The organism is Geodermatophilus sp. SYSU D00708, from assembly GCF_054050115.1.
Window position 1 is genome coordinate 24,848 of the sequence record NZ_JBJGYS010000010.1, and the last position, 15,946, is coordinate 40,793.

At 74.8% G+C, this 15,946-nt stretch carries 17 protein-coding genes; 7 read left to right on the plus strand and 10 right to left on the minus strand.

Translation table 11 applies throughout. The annotated features are described in order from the left end of the window. Positions 1 to 191: 191 nt before the first annotated feature. From lnt to ACI79D_RS10510, 3 genes are read left to right on the plus strand one after another with little or no spacing between them, the layout of a single operon-like run. Positions 192 to 1,835 carry an apolipoprotein N-acyltransferase gene (lnt, locus tag ACI79D_RS10500; protein ID WP_456918335.1) on the plus strand — a complete coding sequence of 548 codons (1,644 nt, stop codon included), beginning with the start codon at positions 192 to 194 and terminating at the stop codon, positions 1,833 to 1,835. Beyond that, positions 1,832 to 2,623, plus strand: a complete 792-nt coding sequence (locus tag ACI79D_RS10505) for a polyprenol monophosphomannose synthase (RefSeq protein ID WP_456918336.1) — start codon at positions 1,832 to 1,834, stop codon at positions 2,621 to 2,623. Before lnt ends, ACI79D_RS10505 begins: the two co-directional genes overlap by 4 nt. A 41-nt stretch (positions 2,624 to 2,664) precedes the next feature. Further along, positions 2,665 to 3,213, plus strand: a complete 549-nt coding sequence (locus tag ACI79D_RS10510) for an FxsA family protein (RefSeq protein ID WP_456918337.1) — start codon at positions 2,665 to 2,667, stop codon at positions 3,211 to 3,213. Between the two features lie 162 nt (positions 3,214 to 3,375). On the opposite strand, the gene ACI79D_RS10515 is transcribed toward ACI79D_RS10510, so the two are convergent. From ACI79D_RS10515 to ACI79D_RS10540, 6 genes are all read right to left on the minus strand, one after another. Further along, positions 3,376 to 3,720, minus strand: coding sequence for an RNA polymerase-binding protein RbpA (locus tag ACI79D_RS10515; protein WP_456918338.1), 345 nt, complete (start codon positions 3,718 to 3,720; stop codon positions 3,376 to 3,378). 186 nt (positions 3,721 to 3,906) lie between these two features. Continuing rightward, entirely contained in the window at positions 3,907 to 4,650 is a 744-nt protein-coding gene (locus tag ACI79D_RS10520; RefSeq protein WP_456918339.1) for a thymidine kinase, read from the minus strand. A gap of 73 nt (positions 4,651 to 4,723) precedes the next feature. Beyond that, positions 4,724 to 6,073, minus strand: a complete 1,350-nt coding sequence (locus ACI79D_RS10525) for an MFS transporter (RefSeq protein ID WP_456918340.1) — start codon at positions 6,071 to 6,073, stop codon at positions 4,724 to 4,726. A gap of 121 nt (positions 6,074 to 6,194) precedes the next feature. After that, entirely contained in the window at positions 6,195 to 7,088 is an 894-nt protein-coding gene (locus tag ACI79D_RS10530; protein ID WP_456918341.1) for a lysophospholipid acyltransferase family protein, read from the minus strand. Beyond that, positions 7,085 to 7,861 carry a glycerophosphodiester phosphodiesterase gene (locus ACI79D_RS10535; protein ID WP_456918342.1) on the minus strand — a complete coding sequence of 259 codons (777 nt, stop codon included), beginning with the start codon at positions 7,859 to 7,861 and terminating at the stop codon, positions 7,085 to 7,087. The genes ACI79D_RS10530 and ACI79D_RS10535 overlap by 4 nt, the downstream gene beginning before the upstream one ends. A 34-nt stretch (positions 7,862 to 7,895) precedes the next feature. Continuing rightward, positions 7,896 to 9,122, minus strand: a complete 1,227-nt coding sequence (locus ACI79D_RS10540) for a MalY/PatB family protein (RefSeq protein WP_456918343.1) — start codon at positions 9,120 to 9,122, stop codon at positions 7,896 to 7,898. A gap of 79 nt (positions 9,123 to 9,201) precedes the next feature. On the opposite strand from ACI79D_RS10540, the gene ACI79D_RS10545 reads away from it, so the two are divergent. After that, the gene (locus tag ACI79D_RS10545; RefSeq protein ID WP_456918344.1) at positions 9,202 to 9,624 is read left to right on the plus strand and encodes a hypothetical protein; all 423 of its coding nucleotides are present in this window, start codon (positions 9,202 to 9,204) and stop codon (positions 9,622 to 9,624) included. Between the two features lie 57 nt (positions 9,625 to 9,681). Here ACI79D_RS10545 and ACI79D_RS10550 read toward each other — a convergent pair whose 3' ends face one another. Beyond that, on the minus strand, positions 9,682 to 9,924 hold the full coding sequence (locus ACI79D_RS10550) for a hypothetical protein (RefSeq protein WP_456918345.1): 243 nt from the start codon (positions 9,922 to 9,924) through the stop codon (positions 9,682 to 9,684). 122 nt (positions 9,925 to 10,046) lie between these two features. On the opposite strand from ACI79D_RS10550, the gene ACI79D_RS10555 reads away from it, so the two are divergent. From ACI79D_RS10555 to ACI79D_RS10565, 3 genes are all read left to right on the plus strand, one after another. Further along, complete coding sequence (locus ACI79D_RS10555) at positions 10,047 to 10,496, plus strand: helix-turn-helix transcriptional regulator (protein WP_456918346.1); 450 nt, start codon at positions 10,047 to 10,049, stop codon at positions 10,494 to 10,496. 5 nt (positions 10,497 to 10,501) lie between these two features. After that, positions 10,502 to 10,912: a VOC family protein gene (locus ACI79D_RS10560; RefSeq protein ID WP_456918347.1), complete on the plus strand. Its 411-nt coding sequence runs from the start codon at positions 10,502 to 10,504 to the stop codon at positions 10,910 to 10,912. 197 nt (positions 10,913 to 11,109) lie between these two features. Further along, positions 11,110 to 13,485 (plus strand): ATP-binding cassette domain-containing protein, encoded by a 2,376-nt coding sequence (locus ACI79D_RS10565; RefSeq protein ID WP_456918348.1) that lies wholly within the window; start codon positions 11,110 to 11,112, stop codon positions 13,483 to 13,485. Between the two features lie 649 nt (positions 13,486 to 14,134). On the opposite strand, the gene ACI79D_RS10570 is transcribed toward ACI79D_RS10565, so the two are convergent. The 3 genes from ACI79D_RS10570 to ACI79D_RS10580 form a co-directional block, all read right to left on the minus strand. Continuing rightward, positions 14,135 to 15,118: a hypothetical protein gene (locus ACI79D_RS10570; protein WP_456918349.1), complete on the minus strand. Its 984-nt coding sequence runs from the start codon at positions 15,116 to 15,118 to the stop codon at positions 14,135 to 14,137. 87 nt (positions 15,119 to 15,205) lie between these two features. Then, complete coding sequence (locus ACI79D_RS10575; protein ID WP_456918350.1) at positions 15,206 to 15,580, minus strand: type II toxin-antitoxin system VapC family toxin; 375 nt, start codon at positions 15,578 to 15,580, stop codon at positions 15,206 to 15,208. Further along, a complete protein-coding gene (locus ACI79D_RS10580) occupies positions 15,577 to 15,834 on the minus strand; it encodes a type II toxin-antitoxin system Phd/YefM family antitoxin (RefSeq protein WP_456918351.1) in 258 nt (85 codons plus the stop codon). Before ACI79D_RS10580 ends, ACI79D_RS10575 begins: the two co-directional genes overlap by 4 nt. Between the last annotated feature and the right edge of the window lie 112 nt (positions 15,835 to 15,946).

The following is a 15,946-nucleotide window of genomic DNA, read 5'->3' on the forward strand; positions in this document are numbered from 1 at the left end:
GCGGCCGCCCGAGCGCGGGAGCCGCCGGCGCCGACCGGAGTCCCGGCGCGGACGACGCACCCCGATCACGGGGGCGCCGTCCGGCCGCGCCGGGATGGGATGCTGGGCGCGGACCGCGGCAACGGCGCCGGCGGTCGCGGCCCGGTGCGACGTGCCCGGGGCCGGTAGGTGCACGAGCACGGGAGGCGACGGTGGGCGCAGTCGCCTCCGGCACGCTGGAGCGCCCCTCCGAGACGCCGCGACCGGCCGCCCGGTCCCGCCGCCGCCTGCCCTGGCGCACGCTGCTGGCCGCGGCCGGTGGAGGATTGCTGCTGCTCGCCTTCCCCGGCTGGGGACTGTGGCCGCTCGCGCCGCTGGGCGTGGCCGCGCTGGCCCTCGCCGTCGCCGGGCAGCGCGCCCGCGCGGGCGCCTGGCTGGGCCTGGTCTGCGGCCTGACCTTCTTCGTGCCGCTGCTGTCGTGGAGCGGCATCTACGTCGGCGCCTTCCCGTGGCTGGCCCTGGCGGTGTCCCAGGCACTGTTCGTGGCGCTGCTCGGCGCGGCCACCGCGGCGACGTCCCGGCTGCCGCTGTGGCCGCTGTGGGCGGCGGCGCTGTGGGTGGCCGACGAGGCGCTGCGCGGCCGGCTGCCGCTCGGCGGGTTCCCGTGGGGCCGGCTGGGGCTGAGCCAGACCGAGGGCCCGTTCCTCTCCCTGGCCGCCTACGGCGGCGTGCCGCTGGTCAGCTTCGCCGTCGCGCTCACCGGCACGCTGCTGGCCGCCGGGGTGCGGCACCTGACCGCACGGCGAGGCGCCCGGGGCGCTCCGCCGCGGACCGGCCGGGACGCCGGGCTGCGGGCGGCGGCGCTCGCGCTCGCCGGCGCGGTCGCGGTACCGCTGCTGGGCTGGCTGGCCTGGGCGCCCCTGCCCGGCCCGTCGCTCACCGAGGGCGGCCCGACGCGCACCGTCGCCGTCGTCCAGGGCGACGTCCCCCAGCCCGGCCTGGAGTTCAACGAGCGGCGGCGGGCGGTCCTGGACAACCACGTCACCCGCACCGTGGAGCTGGCCGAGGCGGTCGCGGCGGGCGAGCAGCCGCAGCCGGACCTGGTCGTCTGGCCCGAGAACAGCTCCGACATCGACCCCTACCTCAACACCGACGCCGCGCGCGCGATCAGCCGGGCCGCCGGCGCGATCGGCGCACCGATCCTGGTCGGCGCGGTCGTCGACGGCCCGGGGCGGTACATCAGCAACACCGGCATCGTCTGGGACCCCGAGACCGGGCCCGGGGACACCTACGTCAAGCGGCACCCGGTCCCGCTCGCCGAGTACGTGCCCGCCCGGGCGTTCTTCCGCTTCTTCAGCGACAAGGTCGACCTGGTGCGGCGGGACTTCGTGCACGGCACCGAGGTCGGGCTGCTGGAGATGGGCGGCGCCCGGGTCGGGGACGTCATCTGCTTCGAGGTCGTCTACGACGGGCTGGTGCGCGACGCGGTGCGCGCCGGTGCCGGGGTGCTCGTCGTCCAGACCAACAACGCCACCTTCGGCTACACCGACGAGAGCGAGCAGCAGCTGGCCGCCAGCCGGCTGCGCGCGGTGGAGTTCGGCCGCACCGTCCTGGTCGCCGCCACCAGCGGCATCTCGGCGATCGTCGCCCCCGACGGGTCCCTCGCGGCCCGCTCGGAGCTGTTCGAGCCGGCGGTCTTCGTCGAGGACGTCGCCCAGCGCGACTCGACCACCGTGGCCGAGCGGCTCGGCGCCGGGCCGGAGTGGGGGCTGAGCGCGCTGGCGGCCGGGGCGCTGCTGGCCGTGGTCGTGCCCGCGGCCGTCCGCCGCCGCCGCGCTCGGCGGAGCTCGGCGTGACCGCGGCGCGGGTCCTCGTCGTCGTCCCCACCTACGACGAGGTGGACAACCTCGAGCCGATCCTCGAGCGGCTGCACCGCAGCGTCCCCGCGGCGCACGCCCTGGTGGTGGACGACGGCTCGCCGGACGGCACCGGGGAGCTCGCCGAGAAGCTGGCCGCCCTCGACCCGCGGGTGCACGTGCTGCACCGCACCGTGAAGGCCGGGCTCGGGCCGGCCTACGTGGCCGGCTTCCGGTGGGGGCGGGCGCGTGGCTACGACGTCCTGGTCGAGATGGACGCCGACGGCTCCCACCACCCCGAGCAGCTGCCCGCCCTGCTGGCCGCGCTGGAGGGCGCCGACCTGGCGCTGGGCTCCCGGTACGTGCCCGGCGGCCGGGTGGAGGACTGGCCGGCGCACCGGCTGCTGCTGTCCCGGGCGGGCAACCTGTGGACCCGCTGGGCGCTGCGGCTGCCGCTCGCCGACGCCACCGGCGGGTTCCGCGCGGTACGGGCCGCGCTGGTCGACCGGCTGCCCTTCGACGACGTGGCCAGCCAGGGCTACTGCTTCCAGGTCGACTGGGCCTGGCGCGCCGTCCGCGCCGGAGCCCGCGTGGCCGAGGTGCCGATCACCTTCACCGAACGGGCGTTCGGCAGGAGCAAGATGAGCGGTTCGATCGTTGGAGAGGCATTGGTACGGGTCACCTGGTGGGGCCTGCAGGACCGGCTGGCCGACTGGCTGCCGGGCCGGGTCCGCCGCCCCGTGCCGGGACGGGTCCGCGACGGCGGGCGGTCGACCGCGGTCCGGTAGGCGGGCCGGGGCCGCACGCGCCGGGCGGGCAGAGGAGAGCCGTGGGTCGCCGCGTGCGCATCGCAGCCGGGCTGTTCGCCCTGGCCGAGGTCGTCGTCTTCGTGCTGGTCGCCAGCTGGATCGGGGTGGGCTGGACCCTGCTGGCGACGCTGGCCACCAGCGCGCTGGGCTGGGCACTGCTGGCCCGGCTGGGCACCCGGGCGCTGACCGAGCTGCGCGACCGCGCCCGGGACCGCCGGCTCCCGGGCCGCGCCCTCGGCGACGCCGGGCTGATCGCCCTCGGCGGGCTGCTCATGGTGCTGCCGGGCTTCCTCGGCGACCTGGTCGGCCTGCTGTGCCTGCTCCCGCCCACCCGGTTCCTGGTGCGCGCCGTCCTGGGCCGAGTGCTCGCCAACCGGCTGCCCGTGCAGCTGCGCGGGCCGGTGCACGTCCGCAGCCGCCGCGTCGAGGAGGTCCGGTACACCGGGCCGCCGCCCGCCGACCGGCCGCTGGTCATCGAGGGCCGGGTCGTCGAGGGCCGGGTCGTCGAGAGCCGGGTCGTCGAGGGCCAGGTCGTCGAGGGCCAGGTCCAGGACGGGCCGACTCGCTAGCCGACTCGCGGGCCGACCCGCCGGCCCGCCGGCCCGGCGGCGGCAGGTCGGACCGGCCGGGGGAGCGGGAGTCGTCGGGCTCCGGACGCGGAACGGCCCCGGTGGGGAGTCCCACCGGGGCCGTTCCGTCGGTCCGCCCGCCTCCGGGAGGCGGGCCTCAGCTCAGCTGGCGCGGGTCCGCCGGCCGCGGAGCACCTCGAGCCGCTCGGCGAGGACCTCCTCGAGGTCGTCCACCGAGCGACGCTCCAGGAGCATGTCCCAGTGCGTCCGCGGGGGCTTGACCTTCTTGGGAGCCGGCTCGGCGCCACCCACGAGCTTGGCGGCGGAGCCGTCGAACTTGCACTCCCAGGTGTCGGGCACCTCGGCGTCATCCGCGAAGGGCACGGTGAACAGGTGGCCCGAGGAGCACCGGTACTCCACGTACTGGCGCTCGATCGGTGCGGTGTTCCGCTCGGTCTCATAGCTCACGCTGCCCAGTCGGCTGCCCCGCAGGGAACGCTCGCCCATGGCACACCGTCCTCTCGTGCTGGTGGTGTCGGTCGGTTCTCGACGTCGCTGGACGGGGGGTTACCCACCCGGCGAGGGAGTCGAAAGGACCAACGACAGATTTCGCGGAGAGATTCCGCAGAGTCGGTTCGAAATCATCGCATGGGGTGGTATAGGACCCCACGGCCACCCCCCGACGGGGGGAGGTCAGGGCAGGGCGAGCTGCCCGGGGCCCGCGGCCGTCGGCCCGAGCTGGCCCAGGACGTGGTGCCGCCGGCACAGCACCTGGTAGTGCACCTCGGGGTCGGGGCCGGTCTCGTCGGGGGCCGGCGTGGGCGCGGTGTCGGCCACGACGACCGTCGCGCCCTCCCGCACCATGGCGCCGTCCACCACCCGGGCGTTGAGCAGGCCGGGCAGCCCGCACCAGCACAGCACCTCCACCTGGACCCGCTGGACGTCGTCGGCGACCTCCAGCAGCCGCTGGGTGCCGGGGAACAGCCGGGTGCGGAAGTCGGTGGTCAGGCCGAAGGCGTAGACGTCGACGTGCGACTCGTCGACGAGCTCGGCGAGCTGGTCGACCTGCGCGTCGGTGAGGAACTGGGCCTCGTCGACGATCAGGTAGTCCACCCGGTCGCCGACCGCCCAGGAGTCGCGGACCAGCAGCCGCAGGTCGGTGCCGGCGTCGACCTCGATCGCCTCCCGGCACAGCCCGACCCGGGAGCTGATCTGCGGCCGGGCGGAGCGGTCGCCCTGGGTCAGCAGCAGCCCCCGCCGTCCCTGCCGGCTCTGGTTGTGGTCGACCTGCAGCGCGAGGGTCGACTTCCCGCAGTCCATCGGGCCGTGGAAGAACCGCAGGTGCGCCGGCGCCGGGTGGCGGCGGCGGTCCCCGGCGACGGGGACGGAGACCAGCCGGCGCTCGGTGCGGGCGTCGGAGTCGAGGGGAGGGGTCACGCTGCCTCCTCGCTGGCGCTCGTCGGCACCGTTCCCTCAGGTGCTGTGATCTCGGGTGACCTCGCCGGCTCGGTCACAAACGCTCCGGGACGGGGTTGCCGGCCGCGACGACCGCGCGGCGGATGGGCAGCGCGGCCAGCGCGGCGAAGCCGGCCACGAAGAAGACGACGAGGCTGACGATCGCCAGCCGGTAGGAGCCGGTCAGCTGGTAGGTGAGCCCGAAGGCCAGCGGGCCGAGCCAGCTGGTGCCGCGGTCGCTGATCTCGTAGAAGCCGTAGTACTCGGCCTCCTTGCCCGCCGGGATCAGCTGGCTGAACAGCGACCGGGACAGCGCCTGCGTGCCGCCCTGTACCAGGCCGATGACGGCGGCCAGCGCGTAGAACTGGCCGACCGCGCCGGCCTGCAGGAAGAACGCGACCACCAGCACGCCGATCCAGGCCACCAGGCTGCCCAGCACGACCCGCTTGGCGCCGTAGCGGGCGGCCAGCCGGCCCAGGCCCAGCGCCCCGGCGACCGCCACCACCTGCACCATGAGGATCGCGCCGGTGAGCACCGACTGCTCCAGGCCCAGCTCCTCGGTGGCGTACGTGGCCGACAGCGCGATGACGGTCTGGACGCCGTCGTTGAACAGCAGGTACGCGCCGAGGAACCACAGCGTGAGCGGGAACGCCCGCATCTCCCGCAGGGTCGTGGCCAGCTGGCGGAAGCCGCTGCGGCTGCCGACCGCGTCGGGGTCGCGCACCGGGCGGTTGCGCAGCCGGGACACCGTGAACACGGTGAACCCGCCCCACCACAGGCCGGCCGTGGCCAGGCAGATCCGCACCGCCTCGCCGGTGGTCAGGCCGAGCCCCTCGGCGCCCACCACGAGCCCGAGGTGGACGGCGAGCAGCAGCGCCCCGCCGACGTACCCGAACGCCCAGCCGCGGCTGGAGACGGCGTCCCGCTCGTCGGGGCTGGCCAGGTCCGGCAGCCAGGAGTAGTAGACGACCGTCGCCGCGCCGAAGCTGATGTTCGCGACGGCGAACAGCGCCGCGCCCAGCAGCCACCGGCCGTCCCCGGCGAAGTACAGCCCGGTGGTCGCCAGCGCGCCGAGGAAGGCGAAGCCGGCCAGCATCTCCCGCTTGCGGCCGGTGCGGTCGGCGACGGCGCCGGTGAGCGGCAGCACGAGCACCTGCAGCAGCACCGACGCCGACAGGACGTAGGAGAACCAGCTGCCGGCGGCGATCGACAGGCCGAGGAACGACAGCCGCTCGTCGGGCCCGGCGGCCTCCTCGGCGATCGCCGTGAGGTAGGGGCCCAGGAAGACGGTGGTGACGCTGGTGTTGAACACCGACATCGCCCAGTCGTAGGAGTACCAGCCGAACCGCTCGCGGCGCAGGGCGCGGTCGGCGGATTGGGCGGTCGGGGTGGCGGCCGTCGTCACGGGCGCAGGGTGTCAGCCGTGGGGGACCCGGTCCAGCACGCGCCGGTCACGGGGTGTCCTCGCCGGTGCTCGACCACGCCGTGACCGACGGTGCTGCGCTTCCCGGCCCGCGCAGGACCGGTCACCTGATGTCGTCCGGGACGACGCCGCCCGGGAACGCCGCGGTCGCCGTCGTCGGCCGGGTCGGGTCCACGAAGGCGGGCCGGTCGGCCGGCTCCCCGGCTCGCAGCGGGGCCAGGCCCCGGGTGATCGCCGCGGCGATGCGGGTGCGCGCCCGGTTGGCGTCGCCCACCCGGCCCGGCTGCAGGTCCTCGAAGAAGACCGCCGGGCCGATGTGCACCTTGAGCGCCGGCTGCCGCCAGAACGCGCGCAGCAGGGTCCGCAGCTTGCCCCAGTCGTTGGCGTACTGCAGCGGCTCGTGGGCGCCCCACTGGCTGACCGGGATCACCGGCACGTCGGCGGCCAGCGCCATCCGGGCCAGCCCGGTCCGGCCGCGCTCGGGCCACCCGTCGGGCGTCAGGCCGACCCGGCCCTCGGGATAGGCGACGACGTGGCCGCCGTGGGCCAGGGCCACCTGGGTGACGGTGAGCGCGTGCGCGGCGACGTCGGTGCCGCGGTCCACCCGGATGCCGCCGGCGCGCTCCAGCAGCGGGCCGACGACCGGCGCGCGCATGATGCCGCCGGTGGCCATGAACCGCGGGGTGACGCCGGCCTTGTGCAGCGCGGCGGCGACGACGAACGTGTCGAAGTCCCCGATGTGGTTGACCGCCAGCAGCAGCGGGCCGTCGCGCCACTCCTCGGGGATCGACCCGGTCACCTGGATCCGGCCGAAGACGCTGGGCAGCCAGGAGAACCAGCGCAGCGCGAACCGCCAGAACCACCACGGCGGGGTGGCGGCGATGGCCAGTTCGCGGGCGAACCACTCCGGGTCGTCCGGGCTTACCAGGTGCGCGACGTCGTCCGGCAGCGGTGGCGCCGGCGGCCGCCAGGCCCGGACCCGCGCGCCCAGAGTCACCGCGCCACCCACTGGTCGCGCTTCTCCAGCAGCTCGCGCAGCATCGCCGGGCGGTCGGTCATGACGCCGTCCACGCCGAGGTCGAGCATCGCGGTCGTCTCCTCCTCGGTGTTGACCGTCCAGACGTGCACCTGCAGGCCGCGGGCGTGCGCGGCGGCCAGGAACCGCTCGTCGACCAGGGCCCGCCCGCCCAGCTGCAGGGGCACCTGGGCGCAGCCGGCCTGGATGCGCACCAGGCCGGCCGCCCGCGGGGAGTAGGACGACAGGCGCAGGGCGGCGACCCCGCGCGGGCCCAGCGAGGTGCACACCGTGGGCCCGAACAGCCGGCGGGCGGCGGCGATCCGCGCGTCGGAGAACGACCCCAGGCAGATCCGGTCGGCGACGTCCAGCCGCCGCACGGTGCGGGCCAGCGGGGCCAGGACCCCGGCGGCCTTGATGTCGAGGTTGAAGCGGACGTCGGGCCACGCGCCGAGCAGCTCCTCGAGCCGCAGGATCGGCTCCCGCCCGCCGATGCGCGCCGCGGCGACCTCCGCCCACGGCAGCTGGTCGATGCGGCCGGAGCGGTCGGTGACCCGGTCCAGGGTCGCGTCGTGGAAGACGATCGGCACCCCGTCAGCGGTCACGCGGACGTCGGTCTCCAGGTACCGGTAGCCCAGCGCCACGCAGGCCTCGAAGGCCGGCATGGTGTTCTCCAGGTGCTCGATCGCGCCGCCGCGGTGGGCCATGGCGATGGGGGTCGGCCCGTCGAGGAACGCGTACCGGACCGGGACCACGCCGACACGCTAACGCCGGTGCCCTCCGCGCCGGTCAGGGCCTCGTCCCACCCGTTCCTCGTGCCTCCGCGGCCCCGTCCGTGCGGCCGGCGACGGCTCCGTCCGTGCGGCCGGCGACGGCCCCGGCCAGGCGGGCGACGATGGTCTCCAGCACCGGCCGCGGCGTGGCGAGGTTGAGCCGGACGTGCCCGGCGCCGGGGGTGCCGCACTCCGGTCCGTCGACCAGGGCCACGCCCGCGCGGTCGAGGAAGAACGTCCCGGCCGAGACGGGCAGGTCCAGGGCGCGGCAGTCCAGCCAGGCCAGGTAGGTGCCCTCCGGCGGGGTCCAGCGCACCTCCGGCAGGTGCTCGGCGAGCAGCTCCGCGAGGCGGCGGCGGTTGCCGTCGAGGTAGTCCAGCACCCGGGCCAGCCACGGGCCGCCCTCGGTGTAGGCGGTGGTGTTGGCCAGCACCCCGAGCGTGGAGGCGGCGTGGGTGTACCGGGCCCCGACCTGCGCCCAGGTGGCGGCGTCGGCCTCGTTGGACAGCAGCAGCTGCGCGGCCTTGAGCCCGGGAAGGTTCCAGGCCTTGGACGCCGACGTCGCGGTGACGGTGTGCCGCGCGGTGGTGGGGGAGAGGGCGGCGTAGGGCCGGTGCCGCGCGCCCGGGTACACCAGCGGCGCGTGGATCTCGTCGGCGAACACCCGGGCGCCGGCCCGCTCCACGACGTCGGCCAGGGCGAGCTGCTCGGACTCGCTGAACACCCGGCCCAGCGGGTTGTGCGGGTTGGTGTGCACCAGCAGCGCCCCGCCGGCGGCGAAGGCGCGCGCGATGCCGTCGAGGTCGTAGCCGGCCCGGCCGTCCCGCTCGACCATCGGCACCTCGATCAGCTGCCGGCCGAGCATCCCGGGGAGGGTGAGGAAGGGCATGTACGCCGGCGTCGGCAGCACCACGGGGCTGCCCGGCGGGGTGAACTGCTCGATGGCCACCTGCAGCCCGGCCAGCACGTCGGCCAGCGGGGAGACCCACTCCGCGGGCACCGCCCAGCCGTACCGCTCGGCGTACCAGCCGGCGCACGCGCGGGACATCGCCGCGGCGGCCTCCGGAGTCAGGTAGCCGAACGCGGCCCGGTCGACCGCCGCGTGCAGCACCTGCTGCACCTCGGGGGCGGTGCCGAAGTCCATCTCCGCCACGAACGCGCCGATCGCCGTCCCGTAGCGCGTCCACTTCAGGCTGCCCCCGGCGCGCAGCGCCTCCTCGGTGACCGCGTCGAACTCCTGCACGGCGTGCTCCCTCCCGGTGCGCTCCGCGTGTCGGGCGTGTCCCTCGGTCCTGTCAGGGGTCACGTCTACCGTGCCCTGCGTGGCCAAGCACGACAGCACGCAGGTGACCGACGAGGAGGCATCGACCGATCCCGCGCTGCCCGGCCCCCGTCAGGCCAGTGGCACCGAGCGCCGCTGCGGGTGGTGCCGCCGGGTGCTGCCGCAGCAGGGGTCGGTGGGCCGGCCCCGCCAGTACTGCGGGCAGGCCTGCCGCCAGCGCGCCTACGAGCAGCGGTCGGCGACGGCGAAGGCGGGGCTGTCCGGCGACGTCGTCCTGGTGACGCGGGCCGAGCTCGACGGCCTGCAGGACCGGCTCTACCAGCTGCGGTGCGCGATCGAGGACGTGCAGACCCTGCTGGGGGAGCGGCACACCAAGGCCGAGCTGGAACGCTCGCTGGCCGACCTGGTCCGCTCCACCGGCCGGCTCGACAAGCTCTGGGTCTCCGAGCGAGCCGCCGGCTGACGTGACCGTCGGCCGGTCAGCCGGCGGCGCGGGGTGCTGGAACGGGGACCGGGACGGTCAGCCGTCCTCCTCTTCCTCGCCCTCGCCCTGCTCGACACCGTCGTCCTGGTCGGAGTTGTCCGGCACGTTGTCCTGGGACTGGTCGGACTCCTCGTTGGTGTCGGTGTTGGGCGCGTCCCCGCTGTCGGTGGTCCCGTCGTTCTGGTCCTGCCCGGCGGCCTCGCAGGCGGTCAACGTCGCGCCGCCCCCGAACAGCGCCAGAGCAGTCATCAGTGCGGCGATCGGACGTCGGAGTTGCATGTCTGGAACCCTAGGCAGCCCGCAGGAGGTCCGCCCGTCGAACTCCGCGGGTCCGCATCCCGGGCGTTCGACGGCGGGTCGCGGCCGGTCCGTCCCCGGCGCGGCGTGGCACGATTCCCCGGGTGACCAGCGGTTCCGCCGAGACGCAGCACCTGCGCGACCTCGCGCGGCTGCGCCGCGTGCGCGACCGGATCGACCGGGAGTACGCGCAGCCGCTGGACGTCGAGGCGCTGGCCCGCGGCGTGCACATGTCGGCCGGCCACCTCAGCCGCGAGTTCCGGCGGGCCTACGGCGAGTCGCCCTACAGCTATCTGATGACCCGGCGGATCGAACGCGCGATGGCGCTGCTGCGCCGGGGCGACCTCAGCGTCACCGACGTCTGCTTCGCGGTGGGCTGCTCGTCGCTGGGCACCTTCAGCACCCGGTTCACCGAGCTGGTCGGGATGCCGCCGAGCACCTACCGGCGGGAGGCGGCGCGGGCGACGGCGGGGATGCCGTCGTGCGTGGCGAAGCGGGTCACCAGACCGGTCAGGAATCGAGAAGCCCAGGTCACCGGGCCGCACCTAGCGTGACCGCCATGGACATCACCATCCACACCACGGCCCTCCCGCACACCGACCCCGACGCCTCGCTGGCCTTCTACCGCGACGTCCTCGGGTTCGAGGTCCGCAGCGACGTCGGCCACGGCGCCATGCGCTGGATCACCGTGGGCCCCGCCGGGCAGCCGGGGACGTCGATCCTCCTGGCGCCCCCGGCGGCGGACCCCGGCATCACCGACGACGAGCGCCGCACCATCGCCGAGATGATGGCCAAGGGCACCTACGGCTGGATCCTGCTGGCCACGCCCGACCTCGACGGCACCTTCGAGAAGATCCAGGCTGGCGACGCCGAGGTCGTGCAGGAGCCGACCGACCAGCCCTACGGCGTCCGCGACTGCGCCTTCCGCGACCCCGCCGGCAACATGGTCCGCATCCAGCAGCTGCGCTGAGCCGACCGGACCCACCCCTGCCGCCCGCGACCCCGCCCGGCGTCAGCCGGACGGGCGTCGCGCCTCCCGACGGCCCCGCCGATGAGGTAGACAGCGCAAGCGATGCCGCGACCGCGCCGACGACGGCGCGCTGCTCGAGCCCCGGCGGCGCCCCCTCCGGGACCGCCGCGGCCGCCCGCCCGACAGATGGAGACCTGATGAGCACGGACACGCAGTCGCCCGCGCTGCACGTCGCCGACAGCCACGACCTGATCCGCGTGCACGGCGCGCGGGAGAACAACCTCAGGGACGTCGACGTCGAGCTGCCCAAGCGGCGGCTGACCGTGTTCACCGGCGTCTCGGGCTCCGGCAAGAGCTCGCTGGTGTTCGGGACGATCGCCGCGGAGTCGCAGCGGCTGATCAACGAGACCTACAGCGCCTTCGTCCAGGGCTTCATGCCGACGCTGTCGCGGCCCGAGGTGGACCTGCTCGACGGCCTGACCACCGCGATCATCGTCGACCAGGAGCGGATGGGCGCCAACCCGCGGTCCACGGTCGGCACCGCCACCGACGCCAACGCGATGCTGCGCATCCTGTTCAGCCGGCTGGGCCAGCCGCACATCGGCTCGCCCAACGCGTTCTCCTTCAACATCCCCACGGTGCGGGCCAGCGGGGCGATCACGGTCGAGCGCGGCGCGAAGACCAAGGCGGAGAAGGCCACCTTCACCCGGCTCGGCGGCATGTGCCCGCGCTGCGAGGGCATGGGCTCGGTGACCGACTTCGACCTCACGGCGCTCTACGACGCGAGCAAGTCGCTCGACGAGGGCGCGCTGACCGTCCCCGGCTACAGCATGGACGGCTGGTACGGCCGCATCTTCAGCGGCGCGGGGCTGCCCATGGACAAGCCGATCGGGCAGTACAGCGAGAAGGAGCTGCACACGCTGCTCTACGGGGAGCCGACGAAGATCAAGGTGGAGGGGGTCAACCTCACCTACGAGGGCGTGATCCCCAAGATCCAGAAGTCGATGCTGTCCAAGGACGTCGAGGCGATGCAGCCGCACGTCCGGGCCTTCGTGGAGCGGGCGATCACCTTCACCACGTGCCCCGAGTGCGAGGGCACCCGCCTGGCCCCGGAGGCCCGGTCGTCGCGGATCCGCGGCAAGAACATCGCCGAGCTGTGCGCCATGCAGATCAGCGACCTCGCCGAGTGGGTCCGGGACCTCGACGAGCCCTCGGTGGCCCCGCTGCTGACCGGGCTGCAGCACCTGCTCGACTCGTTCGCGCAGATCGGGCTGGGCTACCTCTCCCTCGACCGGCCGGCCGGCACCCTCTCCGGGGGAGAGGCGCAGCGGACCAAGATGATCCGCCACCTCGGCTCCTCGCTCACCGACGTCACCTACGTCTTCGACGAGCCCACCATCGGCCTGCACCCGCACGACATCCAGCGGATGAACGACCTGCTGCTGCAGCTGCGGGACAAGGGCAACACGGTGCTCGTCGTGGAGCACAAGCCCGAGACGATCGCGATCGCCGACCACGTCGTCGACCTCGGCCCGGGCGCGGGCACCGAGGGCGGCCAGGTGGTGTTCGAGGGCACCGTCGAGGGACTGCGGTCCAGTGGCACCCGCACCGGGCGGCACCTGGACGACCGCGCCGCCCTCAAGCCCTCGGTGCGGACGCCGTCCGGGGTGCTGGAGGTCCGGGGTGCCCGCACCCACAACCTCCGCGACGTCGACGTCGACATCCCGCTCGGGGTGCTCTGCGTGGTGACCGGCGTCGCCGGCTCCGGCAAGAGCTCGCTGATCCACGGCTCGGTCGCCGGCCGCGAGGGCGTGGTGGTGGTCGACCAGACCGCGATCCGCGGCTCGCGACGCAGCAACCCGGCCACCTACACCGGCCTGCTCGAGCCGATCCGCAAGGCGTTCGCCAAGGCCAACGGCGTCAAGCCGGCGCTGTTCAGCTCCAACTCCGAGGGCGCCTGCCCGACCTGCAACGGCGCTGGCGTCATCTACACCGACCTCGGCGTCATGGCCACCGTCGAGACCACCTGCGAGGACTGCGAGGGCAAGCGGTTCCAGGCGTCGGTGCTGGAGTACACGCTGGGCGGGCAGGACATCGCCGGCGTCCTGGGCATGTCGGTGGTCGAGGCCGAGGAGTTCTTCGGCACCGGTGAGGCGCGCACGCCCGCCGCGCACAAGATCCTCGACCGGCTCGTCGACGTCGGCCTGGGCTACCTCACCCTCGGCCAGCCGCTCACCACGCTGTCCGGCGGCGAGCGTCAGCGGCTCAAGCTGGCCACCCAGATGGCCGAGAAGGGTGACGTCTACGTCCTGGACGAGCCGACCACCGGCCTGCACCTGGCCGACGTCGAGCAGCTGCTCGGCCTGCTCGACCGGCTCGTCGACTCCGGCAGGTCGGTCATCGTCATCGAGCACCACCAGGCGGTCATGGCGCACGGCGACTGGATCATCGACCTCGGCCCCGGCGCCGGCCACGACGGCGGCACGGTCGTCTTCGAGGGCCCGCCCGCCGACCTGGTCGCCGCCCGCTCCACCCTCACCGGCCGGCACCTGGCCGACTACGTCGGCGCCTGACCGGACCCGCTGACCCACCCCCGATTCCGTCACAGTGACGGAATCGGGGGTGGGTCAGCGGGTGCAGGGGGAGGGTCACCCGGAACGCCCGCCGGTCGACACGGGTCGCCTCGCTGCCGGTCGGACAGTGCGGTCGCGCCGGCCGAGGCGGTGCGGGGAAGTCGCGGCGGGATCGCCCTCGGTGCGCCCCGATCGCCGTCGACCCGGACGCGACTGCGCACCCGGGTCGCCGTGCACCCGGGCGTCCACCCGTCGTTGCGTCACAGTGACGTAATGACGGGTGGATCGGCGGACCGAGCGGGGGTGACCGGACGGCTCGGCGGGACGCCGGACCGAGGCAGTCGGGGCCCAGGAGGGAGATCATCTCGGGGCGTGCGAGCTGGCGCGGAGAGACCGGACGGACGCGCCGCGTGGCAGAGTGCGTCGCCAGGCGGGCCGGCGGGCCGGACGAGCGCTCGCGCGCGCCGGACCGCACGTCCCGGGCCGACCGCGTCGGTGCGCGACGACGACGCGGATCCGGACGCCAGTGCACGGGACGCCGACCGGTCGACACCGGCCGCGTCGCAGCACGTCGTCCCGCACGTACCTGTCACGCCGATAATGCACATTATGTCAACTAGCGTGGCGTCGGCCGCCTCTCTGCCGCGGCTCACGACCACCATGCCCGGGGCTGCGACTCCTCCGCCGCCGTCCAGCCGCGGTCGTCCGGACCGAGCCGGGTCACCGCGCCACCGGCCAGGTACTCCTGCAGGGTCCGGACCGCGTCGAGGTGGCACGGCAGCCGGCGGTTGAGGTGGTGCCCGGCGCGCGGGACGACGGTCCGCGGCGTGCCCCGCCGCGAGTTCAGCCGGCCGAGCACGTCCAGGGAGCCCAGGTACTGCCGCACGTGGTGGACCTCCGCCGGCAGGCCGACTACCGCGCCGAACGTCACGACGTGCAGCCGGTCGAACCAGGCGTGCCCATCGCCGTCCAGGTCGTCGACGAACTGCTCCAGGACGACGTCCAGCAGCAGGTTGCCCTTGCTGTGCCCCACGAGCAGCACCAGCTCCGGCGGGCCGGCCCGGAGGATGTCGCCCACCGTGGCGACGTCCAGACCCGGCACCGGCTGCAGGTGCCGCAGCGGCTCGAGGTCGCGGGCGGCCAGTGCCGCCGGCACCGCGCCGGTCAGCGTGACCCGCGTGGTCTCCATCCACTCCTCGAGCCACATCCGGGCCCGGTCGGCGGCGCCGAACAGGAACCAGCCGCCCAGCGCCTCGGTGGCCAGGTCGGTCAGGCCGTAGCCGGTCACCACGCCGGCGACGTCGGAGCCGATCGCGTCGGCGACGTTGCGGGCCAGCGCCACCGTGCCGACGACGGAGCTGCCGACCCCGGCCACGGCGAGGGCCCGGATCCGGTCGCCCTCGGCGTCGAGGAAGCGCAGCGCGGTCCGGTAGTGCCGCACCGCTCCCCTGCCGGTGGGCGGCACGACGACGACGCTGCCCTCGCGGTCGGTCAGCGGCGACAGCTGGGCCAGCTCCTCGGCCGACAGGCTGCCCACGTCGTAGAACAGGCTGTCGATGAGCGCGTTGCGCTGCTCGAGTGGGAGGAACGGCAGATCCGCGACCACGGCGGTCAGGGGGTCCCGCGTGCTCATCGTCGCTCCGATCGTTCGCCCGTCCGTGCCGGCCACCGTCCCGCACGCCCGGGCGGCCCGGCCGCTGCCGAAGGTCCCGCGCGGCCGCTACGCCAGCGTGAGGACGTCGTAGTCGGCGAACCGCCGGTCGGCCGTGACGAGCACCATCCTGCGGCGCAGCGCCTGCGCGATGAGCACGCGGTCGAAGGGGTCGTCGTGGTGTCGCGGCAGCGCGCCAGCGGCCAGGCCGTCCTCGACGGTGATCGGGAGCGTGCCGAAGCCCTGGTCGTCGAGTTCCTCGGCGAGCCGGTCCGGGACGGACAGCTTGCCCAGCGCCGCCTTGATCGCCATCTCCCACGCCGACGCCGCCGACACCGTGACCGCCGTGGCCGGGTCGGCGATCGCCGCGTGCATGGTCGGCGTCAACCGGGCGTCGCCGAACAGCCACCACAGCAGCACGTGCGTGTCGAGCAGCAGCGTCACGAGCCGGACTCGCCGCCGGACTCGCCGTGGAAGGCGGCGATCAGGCTCTCCGGCGTCTCGTCGAAGTCGTCGGCGATGAACCCCTGCCCCCGCCACGCCCCCGGCTCCCGCCGCCGCCGGGCCGGGGCGGCGGGGACCAGCCGCGCGACCGGCTTCCCGGCCCGGGCGATCACCACGTCCTCCCCCCGCTCCACGGCCTCCAGCAGGCGCGACAGGTGGGTCTTCGCCTCGTGGACGTTGACCGTGTGCTCCATGCCCCCATGGTCCTTGGCTAAGTCTGGCTAAGTCAAGCGCGTCCGAAGGGCGACCGATGAGTCGGCGGCTGTGCGGGCGTCTGCCCTCCGACGAGTCCCGGCCGCCCAGGAG

Excerpts from the sequence above, each read along its gene's own strand:
- ACI79D_RS10515 (WP_456918338.1), bottom strand. The coding sequence starts at position 3,720 with ATGGGCGAGCGTTCCCTGCGGGGCAGCCGACTGGGCAGCGTGAGCTAT.
- ACI79D_RS10550 (WP_456918345.1), bottom strand. The coding sequence starts at position 9,924 with ATGCAACTCCGACGTCCGATCGCCGCACTGATGACTGCTCTGGCGCTG.
- ACI79D_RS10560 (WP_456918347.1), top strand. The coding sequence starts at position 10,502 with ATGGACATCACCATCCACACCACGGCCCTCCCGCACACCGACCCCGAC.
- ACI79D_RS10565 (WP_456918348.1), top strand. The coding sequence starts at position 11,110 with ATGAGCACGGACACGCAGTCGCCCGCGCTGCACGTCGCCGACAGCCAC.
- ACI79D_RS10570 (WP_456918349.1), bottom strand. The coding sequence starts at position 15,118 with ATGAGCACGCGGGACCCCCTGACCGCCGTGGTCGCGGATCTGCCGTTC.
- ACI79D_RS10580 (WP_456918351.1), bottom strand. The coding sequence starts at position 15,834 with ATGGAGCACACGGTCAACGTCCACGAGGCGAAGACCCACCTGTCGCGC.